This window comes from Microbacterium sp. EYE_78 (genome assembly GCF_023149035.1).
Lineage (GTDB): Bacteria > Actinomycetota > Actinomycetes > Actinomycetales > Microbacteriaceae > Microbacterium.
In genome coordinates, this window is the sequence record NZ_JAHXMY010000001.1 from 33,608 (window position 1) to 51,499 (window position 17,892).

The 17,892-nt window shown below is 70.4% G+C and carries 17 protein-coding genes and 1 tRNA gene; 5 read left to right on the forward strand and 13 right to left on the reverse strand.

What is annotated here, in order from left to right:
- Positions 1 to 77 precede the first annotated feature (77 nt).
- The 9 genes from KZX17_RS00170 to KZX17_RS00210 all read right to left on the reverse strand — a co-directional run bounded on the left by KZX17_RS00170 (position 78) and on the right by KZX17_RS00210 (position 8,990).
- On the reverse strand, positions 78 to 1,604 hold the full coding sequence (locus KZX17_RS00170) for an alpha/beta hydrolase (protein WP_308194749.1): 1,527 nt from the start codon (positions 1,602 to 1,604) through the stop codon (positions 78 to 80).
- The gene (locus tag KZX17_RS00175; RefSeq protein WP_248171611.1) at positions 1,601 to 2,755 is read right to left on the reverse strand and encodes a DNA polymerase III subunit delta'; all 1,155 of its coding nucleotides are present in this window, start codon (positions 2,753 to 2,755) and stop codon (positions 1,601 to 1,603) included. The genes KZX17_RS00170 and KZX17_RS00175 overlap by 4 nt, the downstream gene beginning before the upstream one ends.
- An 85-nt stretch (positions 2,756 to 2,840) precedes the next feature.
- Complete coding sequence (gene tmk, locus KZX17_RS00180) at positions 2,841 to 3,464, reverse strand: dTMP kinase (protein ID WP_248171610.1); 624 nt, start codon at positions 3,462 to 3,464, stop codon at positions 2,841 to 2,843.
- Positions 3,461 to 6,127, reverse strand: a complete 2,667-nt coding sequence (topA, locus tag KZX17_RS00185) for a type I DNA topoisomerase (RefSeq protein ID WP_248171609.1) — start codon at positions 6,125 to 6,127, stop codon at positions 3,461 to 3,463. The genes tmk and topA overlap by 4 nt, the downstream gene beginning before the upstream one ends.
- A 76-nt stretch (positions 6,128 to 6,203) precedes the next feature.
- On the reverse strand, positions 6,204 to 6,530 hold the full coding sequence (locus KZX17_RS00190; protein WP_248171608.1) for an Rv3654c family TadE-like protein: 327 nt from the start codon (positions 6,528 to 6,530) through the stop codon (positions 6,204 to 6,206).
- Positions 6,530 to 6,868 carry a TadE family type IV pilus minor pilin gene (locus KZX17_RS00195; protein WP_248171607.1) on the reverse strand — a complete coding sequence of 113 codons (339 nt, stop codon included), beginning with the start codon at positions 6,866 to 6,868 and terminating at the stop codon, positions 6,530 to 6,532. Before KZX17_RS00195 ends, KZX17_RS00190 begins: the two co-directional genes overlap by 1 nt.
- The gene (locus tag KZX17_RS00200; RefSeq protein WP_248171606.1) at positions 6,865 to 7,068 is read right to left on the reverse strand and encodes a DUF4244 domain-containing protein; all 204 of its coding nucleotides are present in this window, start codon (positions 7,066 to 7,068) and stop codon (positions 6,865 to 6,867) included. Before KZX17_RS00200 ends, KZX17_RS00195 begins: the two co-directional genes overlap by 4 nt.
- Before the next feature lie 45 nt (positions 7,069 to 7,113).
- Positions 7,114 to 8,004: a type II secretion system F family protein gene (locus KZX17_RS00205; protein WP_248171605.1), complete on the reverse strand. Its 891-nt coding sequence runs from the start codon at positions 8,002 to 8,004 to the stop codon at positions 7,114 to 7,116.
- A complete protein-coding gene (locus KZX17_RS00210; protein ID WP_248171604.1) occupies positions 8,001 to 8,990 on the reverse strand; it encodes a TadA family conjugal transfer-associated ATPase in 990 nt (329 codons plus the stop codon). The genes KZX17_RS00205 and KZX17_RS00210 overlap by 4 nt, the downstream gene beginning before the upstream one ends.
- 365 nt (positions 8,991 to 9,355) lie before the next feature.
- Between KZX17_RS00210 and acs the strand changes: the two genes are divergently transcribed.
- Entirely contained in the window at positions 9,356 to 11,320 is a 1,965-nt protein-coding gene (acs, locus tag KZX17_RS00215) for an acetate--CoA ligase (RefSeq protein WP_248171603.1), read from the forward strand.
- Between the two features lie 5 nt (positions 11,321 to 11,325).
- Here the strand turns inward: acs and KZX17_RS00220 are convergent, their stop codons facing one another.
- From KZX17_RS00220 to KZX17_RS00230, 3 genes are all read right to left on the reverse strand, one after another.
- Positions 11,326 to 11,790, reverse strand: a complete 465-nt coding sequence (locus tag KZX17_RS00220) for a hypothetical protein (RefSeq protein ID WP_248171602.1) — start codon at positions 11,788 to 11,790, stop codon at positions 11,326 to 11,328.
- A gap of 75 nt (positions 11,791 to 11,865) precedes the next feature.
- On the reverse strand, positions 11,866 to 12,333 hold the full coding sequence (locus KZX17_RS00225; RefSeq protein ID WP_248171601.1) for a RidA family protein: 468 nt from the start codon (positions 12,331 to 12,333) through the stop codon (positions 11,866 to 11,868).
- Positions 12,333 to 12,551, reverse strand: a complete 219-nt coding sequence (locus KZX17_RS00230; RefSeq protein WP_248171600.1) for a DUF4177 domain-containing protein — start codon at positions 12,549 to 12,551, stop codon at positions 12,333 to 12,335. Before KZX17_RS00230 ends, KZX17_RS00225 begins: the two co-directional genes overlap by 1 nt.
- Before the next feature lie 97 nt (positions 12,552 to 12,648).
- Here KZX17_RS00230 and KZX17_RS00235 point away from each other — a divergent pair, with 97 nt between their 5' ends.
- From KZX17_RS00235 to KZX17_RS00250, 4 genes are all read left to right on the forward strand, one after another.
- On the forward strand, positions 12,649 to 15,339 hold the full coding sequence (locus tag KZX17_RS00235; RefSeq protein WP_248171599.1) for a transglycosylase domain-containing protein: 2,691 nt from the start codon (positions 12,649 to 12,651) through the stop codon (positions 15,337 to 15,339).
- Complete coding sequence (locus tag KZX17_RS00240) at positions 15,340 to 16,305, forward strand: metallophosphoesterase (RefSeq protein WP_248171598.1); 966 nt, start codon at positions 15,340 to 15,342, stop codon at positions 16,303 to 16,305. It begins immediately after the preceding gene.
- A gap of 16 nt (positions 16,306 to 16,321) precedes the next feature.
- A tRNA-Pro gene (locus KZX17_RS00245) sits at positions 16,322 to 16,395 on the forward strand.
- Positions 16,396 to 16,481: 86 nt separating this feature from the next.
- Positions 16,482 to 17,246 carry an HAD-IIB family hydrolase gene (locus KZX17_RS00250; RefSeq protein ID WP_248171597.1) on the forward strand — a complete coding sequence of 255 codons (765 nt, stop codon included), beginning with the start codon at positions 16,482 to 16,484 and terminating at the stop codon, positions 17,244 to 17,246.
- A 6-nt stretch (positions 17,247 to 17,252) separates the two neighbouring features.
- Here the strand turns inward: KZX17_RS00250 and KZX17_RS00255 are convergent, their stop codons facing one another.
- Positions 17,253 to 17,891, reverse strand: a complete 639-nt coding sequence (locus tag KZX17_RS00255; RefSeq protein WP_248171596.1) for a thymidine kinase — start codon at positions 17,889 to 17,891, stop codon at positions 17,253 to 17,255.
- Between the last annotated feature and the right edge of the window lies 1 nt (position 17,892).

Below are 17,892 nucleotides of genomic sequence, written 5' to 3' on the forward strand. Positions count from 1 at the left end.
AGCACTGGCGCGGCGGATCCTCCGCCGCTGACGTTGCGGCACTGGCGCGGCGGATCCTCCGCCGCTGACGTTGCTGCTCAGTCGCAGCGGAGGTCGCCGTCCGGCACCGTGCCGTCGCGGAAGTATGCGACGACGGTGTCGTCGATGCAGGCGTTCCCCTTGTTGAAGCCGAGGTGCCCTTCCCCGACCCGCGTCAGGAGGATGCCGGATTCCAGCTGGTCTGCGAGCGCTGCCGACCATTCGTAGGGCGTGGCGGGGTCGTTCGTGGTCCCGATGAGCAGGATCGGATCGGCGCCCGCCGCGCGGATCTCGGCGCGTGTCCCGCTCGGCGGGAAGGGCCACGAGTCGCACAGGTCGACATCGGACGACCAGTACGGCGCGAAGGTCGGCGCATCGCGCTCGACGATGCGCTTCCCCTCCTCGAGCACGTCTGCCGAGTCGACGGGGTAGTCCATGCAGTTGTAGGCCGTGAACGCCTCGGTGGAGTTGTCGAGGTATCGGCCGCCGACCCGGTTGTAGTAGTTGTCGACGAGCGAGAACATGAGGTCCGGGTCGCCCTCCAGCACCGCGGAGAGGGCCGAGGACAGGTACGACCAGTTCCCCTCGCTGTAGAGCGCGGAGATGACGCCGAGGGTGAGCGCGTCGGCCCCCAGCACCCGACCGTCGCTCGCGGCGAGCGGGGTCGCCTCGACCGCAGCGAGGAGGTCGACGACCTGCTCGCCGGCCTCCGCGGCTGACCCGTCGAAGGGGCACTCCTCGGTGTCCACGCAGTCGGCGAGGTAGGCATCCAGCGCGGACTGGAATCCGACCGCCTGCCGCGCCCCGACCAGCGACCCGGGGATCGAGGGGTCGATGCCACCGTCGAGGACGACGCGACCGACCCGCTCGGGGAAGAGCTCGGCATAGGTGGCCCCGAGGAAGGATCCGTAGGAGTACCCCAGGTACGCGAGCTTCCGATCGCCGAGGACGCCGCGGAGGAGGTCGAGGTCGCGCGCCGCATCGACCGTCGTGACGTGCTCGAGCAGGTCGCCGCTCTGCGCGCCGCATGCTCGCGCGAAGCGCTCGGCCGAGGACTGCAGGTCGGCGTTCCACTCCGCGGTGCCGCGAGGCGCCGCGGGGATGCGGAAGAGGTAGTCGTCCATATCGGATGCGTCGAGGCAGCGGACGGCGCTCGATCGGCCGACGCCGCGGGGGTCGAAGCCCACGATGTCGTAGGCCTCCATGAGCTCGGGCCCGACGGCGAACCCGGCCGACTGCTGGATGAGGTCGACGCCGCTGGCGCCGGGGCCGCCCGGGTTGACGAACAGCGAGCCCTGCGCGTCGTCGGCGCCGGCGAGTCGCACGATCACCGCGAGGTCGATGTCCGACGTGTCGGGGTCCGACCAGTCCAGCGGCGCCGTGATCGTCCCGCAGAAGTACGAGCCGTCATCCGCACCGCGGCACTCCTCCCAGTCGACGTCCTGGCCGTAGTAGTCCTCGAACCCCGCCGGCGCGCCGTCGACGACGGGTGTCGGATCGGGAGCCGCTCGCTCGACAGGCGCGCAGGCCACGAGCGCACCGGCGGCGACCACGGCGGCCGTCAGCGCCGTGAGGATGCGCTTCACTGACCGCGCCCCGTCGCGACCGTGATGAGCATGCTCTCGAGCGCGAGCGCCGGGGCGGCGTTGCCCTGCAGGTTGGTGCGGGTGAGCGCGATCGCATCGAGCACCGTGAGCGTGTGCTGCGGGGTCCAGGCGGCTGCGAGCGCCTCGATGTCGGAGGTCATCTCGCGGTTGATGAGCTCGACGTCGCGCCCGAACTGACGCATGAGGGTGTCCCGGTACAGCGACTCGAGGTCGGTGAGGACCCGGTCGATGCCGTCGCGGAGGCTTCTGGTCGCGCGTCGCTTCTGCTCGTCCTCGAGCGCGCTCAGCTGTCCGCGCACGGCGGGCGGCACGGCGGAGCCCGGCGCGACGCCGAGGGTGCGCAGCAGCGTCTCGCGTTCGCCCTCGTCGCGCTCGGCGGTGAGGGCTTTGGCGTCGTCGGTCGCCAGCTGCACGATGCGCGCCGCGACCTCGACGGCGTCCCCGACGCCCCGCACACCGAGGACGCCGCGGAGCGTCTGCTCGCGGCGGTCGCGGGATGCCGCATCCGTCGCCAGGCGCTGCGCCATGCCGATGTGCCGCTGAGCGAGTCGCGCGGACTGCTCGGCGACGACCTCGTCGACGCCGGTCCGCGCGGCGATGAGGCGCGCGACATCGGCGACGTCCGGCTCGCGCAGGCGCAGGATCCGCACGCGGGAGCGGATGGTCGGCAGCAGGTCGGCGTCGCTGGGTGCGCAGAGGATCCAGACGGTCTGCTCGGGCGGCTCCTCGAGCGCCTTGAGGAGCACGTTGCTCGTGCGCTCGACCATGCGGTCGGCATCCTCCATGACCATGACGCGGTAGCGCCCGAGCGAGGGGGAGAAGTAGGAGCGTTCGACGAGGGCGCGCGCGTCCTTGATCGAGATGATGACGCCCTCGGTGCGGAGCGCCATGAGGTCGGGGTGGGTGCGGGCGACGACCTGCCGCATCGCGTGCTCGTCGCCGGGCTCGGCGATGAGTGCGGCGGCGAACGCATAGGCCAGCGTGGACCTGCCCGACCCGGGCGGGCCGGTGATCAGCCACGCGTGGGCGAGCTGGCGGGGGTCGGATGCCGCGGCCTGCAGCTGGGCGACGGCCTCATCCTGCCCCCAGACGTCCCCCCACGGCAGCGCGTCGACGGTGGCGGAGGTCATGCCGACCAGCCTACGAGGTGCCGGCGACGCCCTGAACGCCTGTGGACGTTCGAGACAGCCGGGCAGCTCAGGAGAGCCGTGCAGCTCAGGAGAGCCGCGCGGACACCCGTTCGCGGATGGCCGCCGCGATCACCTCGACGGGCTGCGTCGCATCGACGACCAGGAACCTGTCGGGCTCGGCATCCGCGAGGTCGAGGAAGGCGCGACGGACGCGTTCGTGGAACGCACCCTGCTCCGCTTCGAGCCGGTCGAACGGCTTGTCCGCAGCGTCCAGCCGCTCGCGCGCCACGTCGGGGTCGACGTCGAGCAGCACCGTGACGTCGGGGAGTGCACCGCCGGCCGCCCAGAGGGACAGCTCCCGGATCTCTCCACCGTCGAGGATGCGACCTGCGCCCTGGTAGGCCACGGAGCTGTCGAGGTAGCGGTCCTGGATCACCACCTCCCCCCGGTCGAGGGCGGGCCGCACGAGCGTCTCCACGTGATGCGCGCGGTCAGCGGCGTAGAGCAGCGCCTCGGCGCGCGGCGCGATGTCGCCGCGGTGGTGCAGCACGATCTCGCGGATGAGGATCCCCACCTCGGTGCCCCCCGGTTCGCGCGTCCGGACGACCCGACGGCCCCCCTCCCCGAGCCACTGCTCGAGGAGCGCCGCCTGCGTCGTCTTGCCCGAGCCGTCGCCGCCTTCGAGGGTGACCCAGAGGCCGCGGGTCACTTCTTCTTCGCCGCGGGCTTGCGGGTCGTCGTCGTCCGCCGTGTGGTGCGCTTGGGGGCCGGCCCCTTGGCGCGCTTGTCGGCGAGCATCTGCACCGCGGTCTCGAACGTGATGTCGTCCGGCGTCTGTCCGCGCGGGATCGTGACGTTCGTCGTGCCGTCGGTGACGTAGGCCCCGAACCGGCCGTCCTTGATGCGGATCGGCTTGCCGCTGACGGGGTCGGCTTCGAACTCCTTGAGCGAGGTGGCCGCGCGGTTCGCGTACTTCGGCTGCGCGTAGATCTCCAGGGCCTGCTCGAGGGTGATGTCGAAGATCATGTCCTCGCTCGCGATGCTCCGCGAGTCGGTGCCCTTCTTGATGTACGGACCGTACGGGCCGTTCTGCGCCGTGATGACGGTGCCCGTCTCGGGGTCGGCGCCCACCTCGCGCGGAAGCGACAGGAGCTTCAGGGCGGTCTCGAGGTCGATGGTCTCGGGCGACATGCTCTTGAACAGCGACGCGCGCTTCGGCTTCGGGGCGACCGCCTTCTTCGCGCCGCGCTTGGGCTTGACGTCCTCGGCGGGCGCCTCCTCCTCGGGCAGCGCCTCCTCGAGGTACGGCCCGAAACGCCCGTCCTTCACGACGACGTCACGACCGTTCTCGGGGTTCTGCCCGAGCACGCGATCGCCGCCGACGGGGGCGTCGATCAACTCCTGCGCCTTCTCGGGCGTCAGCTCGTCGGGGGCGAGGTCATCCGGCACGTTGATGCGGCGAGGCGTTTCGGGGTCGTCTCCCGGCGCCTCGAGGTACGGCCCGTAGCGGCCGAAGCGGAGCACCGCGACGTCGCCGATCTTCGTAGAGTTGATCTCCCGCGCGTCGATGTCACCCAGATTGTCGACGATGTTGCGCAGACCCACGTGGGCCTCGGAGCCGAAGTAGAACTCCCGCAGCCATGCCGCGCGGTTCTGCTCCCCGCGCGCGATGGCGTCCAGGTCGTCCTCGAGCGCTGCGGTGAAGTCGTAGTCGACGAGGTCGGCGAAGTGCTCCTCGAGCAGCCGGACGATGCTGAACGCGAGCCAGCTCGGCACGAGCGCCTGCCCCCGCTTGGAGACGTACCCGCGGTCGAGGATGACGTCGATGATGCTCGCGAACGTCGACGGTCGGCCGATGCCGCGCTCCTCGAGCGCCTTCACGAGCGAGGCCTCGGTGTACCGCGGCTTCGGGCTCGTGGCGTGCCCCTTCGGCTCGACGTCCTTCAGCCGCAGCGCGTCGCCGACGGCGAGCGCCGGGAGCGACTGGTCGTCGGCGCGGTCGCTGTCGCCGCGCTTCTCGTCGCGGCCCTCCTCGTACGCCTCGAGGAAGCCCTTAAAGGTGTAGACGGTGCCGGACGCCGTGAACGTCGCCGTGCGACCGGCGGCATCCGCGTCGATCGTGACCGTCGTCGTCTCGTACTTCGCGTCGGACATCTGACTGGCGACGGTCCGCTTCCAGATCAGCTCGTACAGGCGGAGCTCGTCGCGGTCGAGGCCGGAGGTGACCTCCTTGGGCGTGCGGAAGTGCTCGCCCGAAGGCCGGATCGCCTCGTGCGCCTCCTGCGCGTTCTTCGCGTTGTTGCGGTAGCTGCGCGGGTTCGCGGGCACGGCCTTGTCGCCGTAGAGCGCGACCGCCTGCGTGCGCGCGGCGGTGACCGCCTGCGCCGACAGCGCGGTCGAGTCGGTGCGCATATAGGTGATGTACCCCTTCTCGTAGAGCCGCTGCGCGACGCCCATGGCGTGCTTGGCGCTCATCGAGAGCTTCCGCCCCGCCTCCTGCTGGAGGGTGGAGGTGGTGAAGGGCGGCTTGGGGCTGCGCGTGCCGGGCTTGGCCTCGACGCTGACGACGGATGCCGCACCCGACGCCTCGAGCGCGGCGGCGAGCTCGCGGGCCTGGTCCTCGGTGAGGACGACGACGGCCTTCTTCAGCGAGCCGGTGTCGTCGAAGTCGGTGCCGCGGGCCAGCGGTGCGCCGTCGAGCCGCGCGAGGCGGATGGCGAAGGCATCCGATCCCTTCACGGCGGTGGAGTCGACGTCCCAGTACGACGCGGAGACGAACGCCATGCGCTCGCGCTCGCGCTCGACGACCATGCGGGTCGCGGCGGACTGCACGCGACCGGCGCTCGTGCCCTGGCCGACCTTGCGGCGGGTGACGTCGGAGACGTCCCACCCGTAGAGGCGGTCGAGGATGCGGCGGGTCTCCTGCGCATCGACGAGGGCCGTGTCGAGCTCGCGGGTGTTGTTCACCGCGGCCTGGATCGCGTCCTTCGTGATCTCGTGGAAGACCATCCGCTTGACGGGGACCTTCGGCTTCAGCGTCTCGAGGAGGTGCCACGCGATGGCCTCGCCCTCGCGGTCCTCATCAGTGGCGAGCAGGAGCTCGTCGGCGGTCTTCAGGGCGCGCTTCAGCTCGCTGACGGTCTTCTTGCCGCGATCGCTCTCCACATAAAGAGGAGTGAAGTCGTTCTCGATGTCGATGGAGTACTTCCCGACGGAGGTCTTCTTCAGATCTGCGGGGATGTCCTTCTTGTCGGCGAGGTCGCGGATGTGCCCCACCGAACTCATGACCTCGTATCCGTCACCCAGGTATCCCTGGATCGAGCGCATCTTCGTCGGAGACTCGACGATGACGAGCTTCTTGCCCTGTGCCACGTGGCGTCCTTTCTTCGTTGCACACCATACACACCGCCATGTCAAGAGGGCGCTGAGAGGCGGACTCCCCGAGGGCTCATGGCGCGGACGGAGGTGGCCCGGCGCGTGCCCGTGCTCGAGCGCCCAGCGCGCCGAACGGAAGGCGGACCTCGACGGTGGCGATGAGGCCGTCCACCCGGCATGAGAGGAGGTCGCCCCCGGATCGTTCCGCGAGGTCGGCGGCTCGCTCGCAGGGGACGCCGGCGACCAGCCCGGACGCAATGTCGGCCGCAGCGAGGGCCGCGGCATCCGCCGCCGCCGAGGCTCGGACCGACGTCACCGCCGCCGCCGCGGCGACACCGAGCCCGAGCGTGAGTGTCGCGGCGACGGCGATCACGCCGACGGCGGTGGCCGTGCCCGCCATCAGGGCTCCTCCGGCGCCGCGAGCGCGCAGGAAGATGCGCGCAGCGGCGGCAACGGCAGGGGCACGCCCGCATCGGTTCGCAGGTCGACGCAGACGACATCGCCGTCGCGACGCGTCGAGACAGCGGACCCGGGGGCGATCGCACCGGCGACGTCGCGGACGCGGTCGGCGGACTCCTCCCGAGCCGCCAGACGGGCCGCCTGCGACGCCGCCTGCTCGAGCCGCACGTGTCGGCCGCCGACCGAGAGGGCCGAGACGGCGAGGACGATGACGAGCACGACGGCGGGGAGGGTCACCGCGAACTCCGCAGCGACCGACCCCCGCTCGTCGCTCCTCATGCGACCGTCAGCGCGCGACGGACGAGGTCCGTCAGGATGCCGCGCACCTCGTCCGATCGCATGATGATCACGAGCAGACCGGCGAAGGCGACGGCCGCCATCGTGGCGATCGCGTACTCCGCGGTGGCCGCGCCGCTCTCGTCGGTGAACAGCGCCGCGGCACGGCGGCGGGTCAGCGTGGGGATGCGGGTGTCGAGCATGGATACCTCCGGTGGGTGGGTGTGGATGGGCGGGCACGTCGTGGCTCACAGGGTGAGTGAGGAACTGGTCAGGACGGAGAGGAGCATCGGACCGACGCCCAGAAGGAGGAAGGCCGGGAGCGTGCAGACGCCGAGCGGCAGCAGCAGTCGGCCTGACAAGGCCGACGCGGTGAGCCGCCCCTTTGTTCGCGACGCCTGACGTCGGGCGGCCGCCTCCGCGCGCAGGAGTTCGACCGCGGGCGCACCGGCCTTCGCCGAGAGGTCCAGGACGTCCCTCGTGTGCTCGTCGATCGCCGCCCCCGACGCAGCCTCGACAACGGCGACGGCGCGCGGAATCGACACGCCGCCGCTGAGAGCGACCGCCATCACCTCGTCGGAGAGCCCGGGGATCTCACCGCCGGGCTGCGCACGCCGGACGAGTGCGCGCGTCCACCGGTGGGTGATCACCATCAGCACGAGACCGGCGACGAGGCAGGCGACGCCGACCGGCGAGGCGAGGGCGACGAGCGGATCGAACCCGAGCGCGGCCCCGAGTGCCAGTGCGACGAGCGGCAGCCACCCGATCAGGCGTGCCGTCGCCTGCGGCTCGGCCAGCGCGATGCGCACATCATCCCGCGCCTGATGGGCGTCACGCAGCGCCTCGGCTGTGCCCCGCAGACTCTCGGCCAAGGGTGCGCCCACGGTGGTCGCCACCTGCCACGCGACACCGATCTGGCGCCACGCGTCACCACGTCCCGCCAGGACGGGGGCGACGGCGCCGCCGCGGTCGAGACTCCGCGCGACGAGTGCCGCCGTGGGATCGCCGGCGCCAGCGAGGTGGCGCCATGCCGTCGGCGGCGCAATCCCGGCCTGGAGGAGCACTGCGAGCCGCTGGACGACGCCCGCCACGGCGGCCGCGTCCGGGTGCGTGGCATGGTCGAGCTCGCGCCGGATCACGACATCTCCGAGACGCTCAGACGGTCACCGACGAGGGTGGGGCGCGCGATCCCGACGACCCGACGCACGCCGTCCCGCCCGCGCTCCACGTGGACGATGGCGCCGATCGCGCTGACGACCTGACGCGAGAGCGCGCGGTCGTTCATCCCCGCCAGCGCACCCAGCGCCTCGAGGCGCGCAGGCACGTCTGCGATGCCGCTCGCGTGCACGGTTCCGGCGCCGCCGTCGTGCCCGGTGTTGAGGGCGGTCAGCAGCTCCCGAACCTCCTCGCCGCGGCACTCCCCCACGACGAGCCGGTCGGGCCGCATCCGCAGGGCCTCCCGCAGCAGACGGCCGAGCGGGATGGCGCCGGCACCCTCGAGGTTCGCCTGCCTCGCCTCCAACCGCACGTGGTGCGGATGTGCGAGCCGAAGCTCCGCCACGTCCTCGATCGTCACGATCCGTTCGGCGACGGGGACCCGGCCGAGGAGCGCCGCGAGCAGCGTGGTCTTGCCCGCTCCGGTGGCGCCGGTCACCAGGACGTTGGTGCGCTCGGCGACGAGTCTCTCGAGGCGGCTCCCCATCACCGCGTCGAACGTCCCCCGTCGCCCGAGATCGTCCAGATCCGGGACACCGCTCCCCGGAAGGCGGATCGAGATGGTCGCTCCGCTGCAGGACACCGGCGGGAGCACGGCGTGGACGCGGACACCGTGCTCCCATCGGACGTCCGCGCAGGGCGTCGCGTCATCGAGGTGGCGCCCGCCCAGCGCGATCAGCCCGACGGCGAGGTCGCGGACGGCATCCTCGTCTGCAGCCCACTCGGGGATCCGCACCGGTCCCGCGCCCCTGTCCACATAAAGACCGTCCGTTCCGTTGACGAAGATGTCGGTGACAGCGGGGTCGGCCAGGAAGCGCCGCAACGGTGCGACCACGGGGTGCGACGGCACTGCGCGCGGCGGCTCCGAGTCCCGGGCGGTCCGGGGCGTGGCGACGAACGGATGCGGCATGACCCGACGATAAAGAGGGGCCGTCGGCGCGAAGGAAGCCCGACCTGCGTCGGTGGACGGACGCGAGGTGCCGCGACCTGTGCAGGAGCCGCCGGAAAAGAGGAAGGGCGGCACCCATTGGGGGAAAGGGTGCCGCCCACGCAGCCGCATCAGGGGGGATCAGCGGGCTGCGAAGCCGAATCGAATGTTCGGGCGATAACAATCTTACGCACGTCGGGCGGTTCTCGCGTCCCCCTCCCCTCCCCTTGCATCCCACCCACTATCGGAGGTAGTACACGTCGGGGCCCGAAACCTAGAGTGACCGCATCGCTCGGGCGCCACCACGACCGGGCGACGCACCGCCCGCTGACGCAAAGGAGCGCCGCATGAGCAGCCAGATCGACCACCTCCTCACCGAGACCCGCCGCTTCGCACCGTCGCCGGAGTTCGCGCAGCACGCCGTCGGCGATGCGGACCTTTACCGTCGCGCCGCGGAGGACCGGCTGCAGTTCTGGGCGGATCAGGCGCGTCAGCTGGAGTGGAAGCGGCCCTTCACGAAGGTGCTGGACTGGTCGAACCCGCCGTTCGCGACCTGGTTCGAGGACGGCGAGCTCAACGTGGCCTACAACTGCCTCGACCGCCACGTCGAAGCGGGGCACGGGGATCGCGTCGCGCTGCTGTGGGAGGGCGAGCCCGGCGACACGCGCCGGATCACGTACGCCGAGCTGACCGATGAGGTCAAGCGACTCGCGAACGTTCTGACCGACCTCGGCGTCTCGGCCGGGGACCGCGTCGCGATCTACATGCCGATGATCCCCGAGGCGGTGGCGGCGATGCTCGCCGTGGCTCGCATCGGCGCGATCCACTCGGTCGTCTTCGGCGGCTTCTCTGCCGACAGCCTGCGGGCCCGCATCGACGACGCCGGTGCGAAGCTCGTCATCACCAGCGACGGCGGATACCGCAAGGGCAAGGCCTCCCCCCTCAAGCCTGCGGTCGATCAGGCGCTCGGCGATCGCGGTCACGGACCGCAGGAGACGGTGGAGCACGTCCTCGTGGTGAAGCGCACACAGACCGAGGTGCCGTGGACGGACGGCCGCGACATCTGGTGGCACGACGTCGTCCCGGCCGCGTCCGCCGACCACGAGGCACAGGCGTTCCCCGCCGAGAACCCGCTGTTCATCCTCTACACCTCCGGCACGACCGGGAAGCCGAAGGGCATCCTGCACACGTCCGGCGGTTACCTCACCCAGGCGGCGTTCACGAACCGTGTGGTGCACGACATCCACCCGGAGTCCGACGTCTACTGGTGCACCGCCGACATCGGCTGGATCACCGGACACAGCTACGTGACCTACGGGCCGCTCGCCAACGGCGCGACGCAGGTCATCTACGAAGGGACGCCGGACACCCCGCATCCGGGTCGGTGGTGGGAGATCGTCGCGAAGTACGGCGTCACCGTCCTCTACACCGCGCCCACGGCCATCCGATCCTTCATGAAGCTCGGCCGCCGGATCCCCGAGCAGCACGACCTGTCGTCGCTCCGCCTCCTCGGCTCGGTCGGGGAGCCCATCAACCCCGAGGCCTGGATGTGGTACCGCCACGTGATCGGCGGCGACCGGACCCCGATCGTGGACACGTGGTGGCAGACCGAGACCGGCGGGATCATGGTCTCCGCGCTGCCCGGCGTCACCGAGACGAAGCCCGGGAGCGCCCAAGTGCCGCTGCCGGGCATCGCCGTCGACGTCGTGGACGACAAGGGCGAGAAAGTCGGCAACGGGAACGGCGGGCTGCTGGTGCTCACCGAACCGTGGCCGAGCATGCTGCGCGGGATCTGGGGCGATCCGGAGCGCTTCGTGGAGACCTACTGGGAGAAGTTCCAGAAGCAGGGCTACTACTTCGCCGGCGACGGCGCCCGCCTCGACGAGGACGGCGACGTCTGGTTCCTCGGGCGGGTCGACGACGTCATGAACGTCTCCGGCCACCGCCTGTCGACCACGGAGATCGAATCGGCTCTCGTCGGCAACGAGGCCGTCGCCGAAGCGGCGGTGGTGGGCGCCTCCGACGAGACGACCGGCCAGGCGGTCGTCGCGTTCGTGATCATCAAGCAGAGCTACCTCGACGCCAACTCGCCCGAGGGGCTCGCCGACACCCTCCGCCGGTGGGTCGGCGAGCAGATCGGCCCGATCGCCCGCCCCCGCGACGTCTACATCGTCGGCGAACTGCCGAAGACGCGCTCCGGCAAGATCATGCGGCGTCTGCTGCGGGACGTGGCGGAGGGCCGTGAAGTCGGTGACACCACGACCCTCGCCGACACGGCGGTGATGTCCGTCATCAGCGCCCAGGTGAAGTAGCCCGATCAGCCTCCGGTCGTGGGCACGACGTCCCAGTGCTCGCGGATGAGGCCGTCGTCGACGCGGAAGATGTCCGCCGCGAGATACGGGTCGTCCTCGCTCGCCCCGACCGAGTGGGAGAGGGTCCAGACGAGGTCGCCGTCCGCGACCGCGTCGTCCGCGACGGCGTCGGCGTCGGCGTCGGCGTCGGCGTCGGCGTCGGCGGCAGTCTGCTCCGCCGAGACCGAGCCGGGGTCCGCGAACGCCTGCGTGAAGAGCGAGCGTACGACCTCGGTGTTCGCGGCCTCGGTCGCGGTGTCGGAGCGGTCGGCGCGGGTGCCACCGTCGGAAGAGGCCGCCGTGGCGGCTGCGGGGATGTCGGCGTCGGCGGGCGCGGCCGGTGCGGCAGCGCAGCCGGCGAGGAGCGCCGCGCCCGAGAGGACGGCGGCTCCGCGGAGGATCAGGGTGGGGCGGGCGAGTCGTGCGGTCATGCGCACAGCGTCGCGCTGCGGTCTCTGGGCGGCTGAGGCGGTGCCGATCGGATCCCTGCGAGGGACCCGCGACGATCACGCGACAGTGAAGACGACCTCGACCTCGACGGGGCTGTCGAGCGGCAGAACGGGGACGCCGACGGCCGACCGGGCATGACGCCCGTCGTCGCCGAAGATCTCACCCAGCACATCGCTGGCGCCGTTGATGACGCCGGGCTGGCCGGTGAACTCCGGAACGGATGCCACGAATCCGGTCACCTTGAGGACCCCGGTGACCCGATCGACGCCACCCACGGCGTCCGCCGCCGCGGCCAGCGCATTGAGCGCGCACTGCCGGGCGAGGCCCGACGCATCCGCTGCCGGGACGAGGCCGGGACCATCGCCGACCTTGCCGACGGCGGGGAGCTCTCCCTCGATCATGGGGAGCTGACCGGCCGTGTAGACGAGGTCGCCGTGCGCCTTGGCCGGGACGTAGGACGCGACCGGACGGACGACGGGAGGCAGCTCGATGCCGAGTTCGCGCAGCCGCGCGGTGACCGACATCACGCCTCCCCGAACTGGCGGGCGGCCTGCGCAGCGGCGCCGAGGCCGGCGTTGGCCGATCCGTCGCCCCCAGCGGGGCGCTTGAAGTAGCCGACCAGGCCGCCTTCGGGGCCGGGCACCACCTGGACGAGCTCCCACCCCTGCTTGCCCCAGTTGTTGAGGATGGCCGCCGTGTTGTGGATCAGCAGCGGCGTGGTCATGTACTCCCACGTGGTCATGAAGGGCTCCCGGAGGTCGTCACGGCGCGGCCCTGGCGGGCTCGACACAGGGTGGGTCACCGAGGCATCCCCCAGCTATCTCCCTTACGATCAGCCTATGCCCCACTCGAAACGCACGGCCACCGGTGTGCTCGGAGGCGTCCTCGGCCTCATCGGCTTGAGCACCGTGGCCGGTCTTCTCGTCACGGCTACGGTCACTCCCGCCATCGCCGTCTCCGGCTACGCGGCCTCGAGCGCGATCGAGATGTTCGACAACATGCCGAGCTACCTCAAGATCGACAAGCTGATGCTGCCCTCGACGATCTACGTGAAGAACACCGAAGGCAAGAACGTCAAGCTGACGGAGTTCTACGACCAGAACCGCATCCCGGTGACCTTCGACGAGGTCAACCCCGTGGTCTACGACGCATTCCTCTCGAGTGAGGACAAGAACTTCTACTCGCACGGCGGCATCGATCTGCTCGGCACGGTGAGCGCGCTCGCGCGCAACGCGAGCTCGGGATCGAACCGCGGCGGGTCCTCGATCACGCAGCAGTACGTCAAGAACGTCCTGCAGCAGAACTGCGAAGCGCAGGCCGAGAACTCCGAACAGGTCACGGCTTGCTACGACGAGAGCACCGCGAACGAGGGCACCGAAGGCTACACGCGCAAGCTGCAAGAGATGCGGTACGCGATCCAGCTCGAGAAGGAGTACTCGAAGAACGAGATCCTCGTCGGGTACCTCAACATCGCCCACTTCGGTGGATCGACCTACGGCATCGGCGCCGCTGCCCGGCACTACTTCGACACGACGCCCGCCAAGCTGACGATCGGTCAGGCTGCGGTCATCGCCGGAATGGTGCAGTCTCCGAACACCCTCCGCATCGACAAGAAGGGCGGCACCCGCACGACAGCCGACGGCACCGCCGTCAACGGCGCGGAGGACGGGTACTCGCTCTCGAAGAACCGGCAGGTCTACGTTCTCGACCGCATGCTGCAGGACGGCAAGATCACGAAAGAGGAGCACGACGCCGCCGTCGACGCCCCGCTCGAACCGAAGATCACGTCGCGACCCCAGGGATGCTCCGAAGCCACGGGTGCGGGGGGCGCGCAGTTCTTCTGCTCGTACGTCACCTCCATCATCCGCAACGATCCTGCGTTCGGCGAGGACGAGAACGACGGGATCTCCGCTCTGCGGCGCGGCGGCCTGAAGATCTACACCACGCTCGACGCCGCCCTGCAGAAGGCCGCCAACGAAGCGATCTCGGTCGTGCCCGACAGCGTGGACTACATGGACCTCGGTTCTGCGGGCGTTCAGGTGGAAGTTGGGACCGGTCGGATCCTCTCCATGGTGCAGAACCGCCCGTGGGCCGACGATGCCGACGGGAAGACGACGACCCAGGTCAACTACAACGTCCGCGGGAAGAACGGCGGCGCGTCGGGCTTCTCCGCGGGCTCGACGTACAAGGTCTTCAGCCTGATCAACTGGCTGCAGCAGGGTCACTCGGTGAACGAGATCGTCAACGGTCGCGTCGGCGAGAAGCGCGTCGAGACGTGCGACGGCCAGTACACGGATCAACCGGCCGACAACTCCCAGATCCCCGGACACATCGGCAACTTCGAAGGCAACTCCGGGTACAACGGCTCGGTCTACAGATTCACCAAGGACTCGCTGAACTCCGGCTTCCTCGCGATGGCGGAGAAGATCTCGATCTGCAGCACGAACCGCCTGGCGATGGACCTCGGGGTCATGCGCGGCGACGGCAAGCCGCTCGACGACCAGAACGTGCCGTACGACGTCCTGGGGTCGGGGAACGTCGCGCCTCTCGACATGGCGCAGGTGTACGCCGCGATCGCGGGCAACGGCGTGCTGTGCGAGCCCAAGGCGATCGACCGCGTCGTGGACCAGGACGGGAACGACATGCCCATCCCGGAGACCACGTGCGAGCGGAAGATGACCGAGGCCGTCGCCTCGACGGCCGCGTACGCGCTGCGCGGCGTCATGCAGGGCGACGGCACCGGGTCCGGCGCGCGGACCTTCGACGGCGTCCCGATCATGGGCAAGACCGGCATCCACCAGTTCGAGCACACCTGGATGGACGGCGCCAGCACGAAGGTCGCCACGGTCGTCTGGGTGGGCAACGCGAACGCCACCAAGGTCGGCGACCGCGTGAAGAACATCAAGCTCGATGAGCACTGGGAGAGCGGCTACCGCCTGTCGCGCATCCGCAATGCGATCTGGCCGGACATGCAGCGTGCAGCCAATGCGCGGTACGGCGGCGACGCGTTCCCCGAACCGGATCGTGAACTCACCAAGCAGACCTACGTCACGCTCCCGAGCGTCATCGGTCTCGACACGGATGCAGCGACGGACCGCCTGCGGAATGCAGGCTTCAGCGTCAGCGTCGGCGACGCCGTGGACGCCACCGAGGCCGAGGGCACGATCGTCGAGCAGTCGCCGGGAGCCGGTCGGGTCGTCGCTGGGACGAACGTCACCATCCGCCCCAGCAACGGGCAGGGATCGACGGTGCCAGGCGTCGGGGGCACCCCGCAGCAGGCCGCGGACGCCCTCCGCGCAGCCGGGTTCACGAACCTCGCTCAGAGCTGCGAGCAGACCGAGGGTGCACCGCCCGAGGGCGTGGTGACCGGCACGGATCCGGCCGCGGGCGAGACCGTGTCGCGTTCGCAGACCATCACCATCGAGTTCCAGGCGCCCGACTGCGGCGGTGGCCAGGGCGGCGGCGAGAACGACGACGCACCCGGCAACGGCAATGGAAACGGCAACGGCCGTGGCAACGGCGACGGCTGAGTGACCACGCCGACACGCACCGCCCTCGCCGCGCTGAGCGCGGCGGGGGCGGTCGGCGTCGCCGCGGGCGTCTGGGGCGTCGGTATCGAGCGCTATCTGTTCACGGTTCGTCGTCACGATCTGCAGGTTCTGCCGTTCGGCTCGCCGTCGGTGACCGTCCTGCACCTCTCCGATGCCCACATGGCGCCGTGGCAGCACCGCAAGCAGCGATGGATCGCCGGGGTGGCCGAGGCGGTACAGCCGGACCTCGTGATCAACACGGGCGACAACCTCGGGCACGAGCGCGGATTGGACGGCATCCGTGACGCCTTCGCGCCCTTGCGGGGCGTTCCGGGCTTCGTCGTCCACGGATCCAATGACAAGGTCGCCCCCAGTGGGCGGAACCCGTTCAAGTACTTCACCGGCCCGTCGCACCACCCCGTCTTCGCGCCCTCCCTCGACGTCGATGCGCTCGACGACTACCTCGCCGGCCTCGGCCTGACGCTGCTCGACAACACCGCAGCGAGCCTCGTCGTCGGCAACCTCCGCATCGACGCACTCGGCGTCGACGACGCGCACCGCGAATGGGACGACCTGGACGCGGCCGAGGCCGCCTACGAGTCGCTCCCCGACACCGATGCGCCGCGCCTCCGCCTCGGGATCACGCACGCTCCGTACCGCCGCGTGCTCGACCGCTTCACGCGGACGGGCGTCGACATGATCTTCGGCGGGCACACCCACGGCGGTCAGGTGCGCATCCCGTTCGCCAAGAAGGCGCTGGTGGCCAATTGCGACATCCCGCTCGATCAGGCACGGGGTCTCAGCACCTGGACGCACGCCGGCCGACGGGTGCCGTTGAACGTCAGCGCCGGGCTCGGCCACTCCATCTACGCGCCAGTCCGCTTCGGATGCCTCCCAGAGGCATCCGTGCTGACGCTGCGGGCGCGAGCCGCCGCCGATTCGTCCGAGAGGCCCTCCACGGGGTAAGCTTGGAGGGTTGCCACGGGGTGTGGCGCAGCTTGGTAGCGCGCGTCGTTCGGGACGACGAGGCCGCAGGTTCAAATCCTGTCACCCCGACAGCAGAGAGGCTCCGCCGGACACCGGCGGGGCCTTTCGCATCCCTCCTCGGAGGGGCCATCCTCACTCCCGCAGAACGGAGCATCATGACCTCTCCGCGCCTCATCGCATTCGACCTCGACGACACGCTCGCCCCCTCGAAGACGGCGATCGATCCGCGCATGGGCGACCTCCTCCTCGGTCTCGCCGACCGCGTCGAGGTCGCGATCATCTCGGGCGGTCAGCTGCAGCAGTTCCAGTCCCAGGTGGTCGAGCGCCTGCCGCAGACGGACGCCGCGACCCTGTCGCGCTTCCACCTGATGCCGACCTGCGGAACCCAGTACTACCGTCTGACCGAGGACGGGATCGAGACGATCTACGCCCTCTCGCTCACCGAGGACGAGAAGGCACGCGCGCTGTCCGCCGTCGAGGAGGAGGCCGTGCGGCTGGGCCTCTGGGAGACCGAGACCTGGGGCCCGATCCTCGAGGACCGCGGATCCCAGATCACCTTCTCCGCGCTCGGCCAGGCAGCACCGTTGGACGCCAAAACCGCGTGGGATCCGACCGGTGCGAAGAAGAACGCGCTCCGCGACGCGGTGGCCGCCCGCATCCCGGATCTGGAGGTGCGTTCCGGAGGATCGACCTCGGTCGACATCACCCATCGCGGGATCGACAAGGCTTACGGCATGCGCAAGCTCGCCGAGCAGACCGGCATCCACCTCGACGACATGCTCTTCGTGGGCGACCGTCTCGACGAGCACGGCAACGACTACCCCGTGCTCGCCATGGGAGTGACCTGCCACGCCGTCGAGGGCTGGGAGGACACCGCCGCCTACCTCGACGACCTCATCCCGTCGCTGCCGGCGCGCTGAGACCGGTCAGCGCAGCCGTCCGCCGGACTCCCGCAGGTAGCACCGGGCGCACATCGACTCGTAGGTGACCCGGTCGGCCGTGAGCTCGTCGATCGCGACCTGGTCGCCGTCGAAGACGAACCGTCCGCCGACGAGTCGCGCGTTGAAGAGCGCCTTGCTGCCGCAGCGGCAGATGGTCTTGAGCTCCTCAAGACTGTGGCTCAGTTCCATCAGGCGCGCCGAGCCCGGGAACGCCCGCGTCTGGAAGTCGGTGCGGATGCCGTACGCGAGCACCGGGATGCCGTCCTCCACCGCGATCCGCAGCAGGTCGTCGGCCTGCTCGGGCGTCAGGAACTGGGCCTCGTCGACGAGCAGGCACGCGACGTCCTCGCGCGCGTCGGGGACGAGCGCCGCGCGGGCCTCGAGTTGGACGCGCTGACGATGCGTCGCGAAGCGCGCGCGGAGGTCGTCGTCGCGACCGACCAGGAAATCCACGGTCCGCTCGACACCGAGGCGGCTCGAGATCTGGTCGGCGCCCTTCGTGTCGATCTCGGGCTTGGCCAGCAGCACGTGCTGACCGCGCTCCTCGTAGTTGTAGGCCGCCTGCAGGAGCGCCGTCGACTTCCCGGAGTTCATCGCCCCGTAGCGGAAGTACAGTTTCGCCACG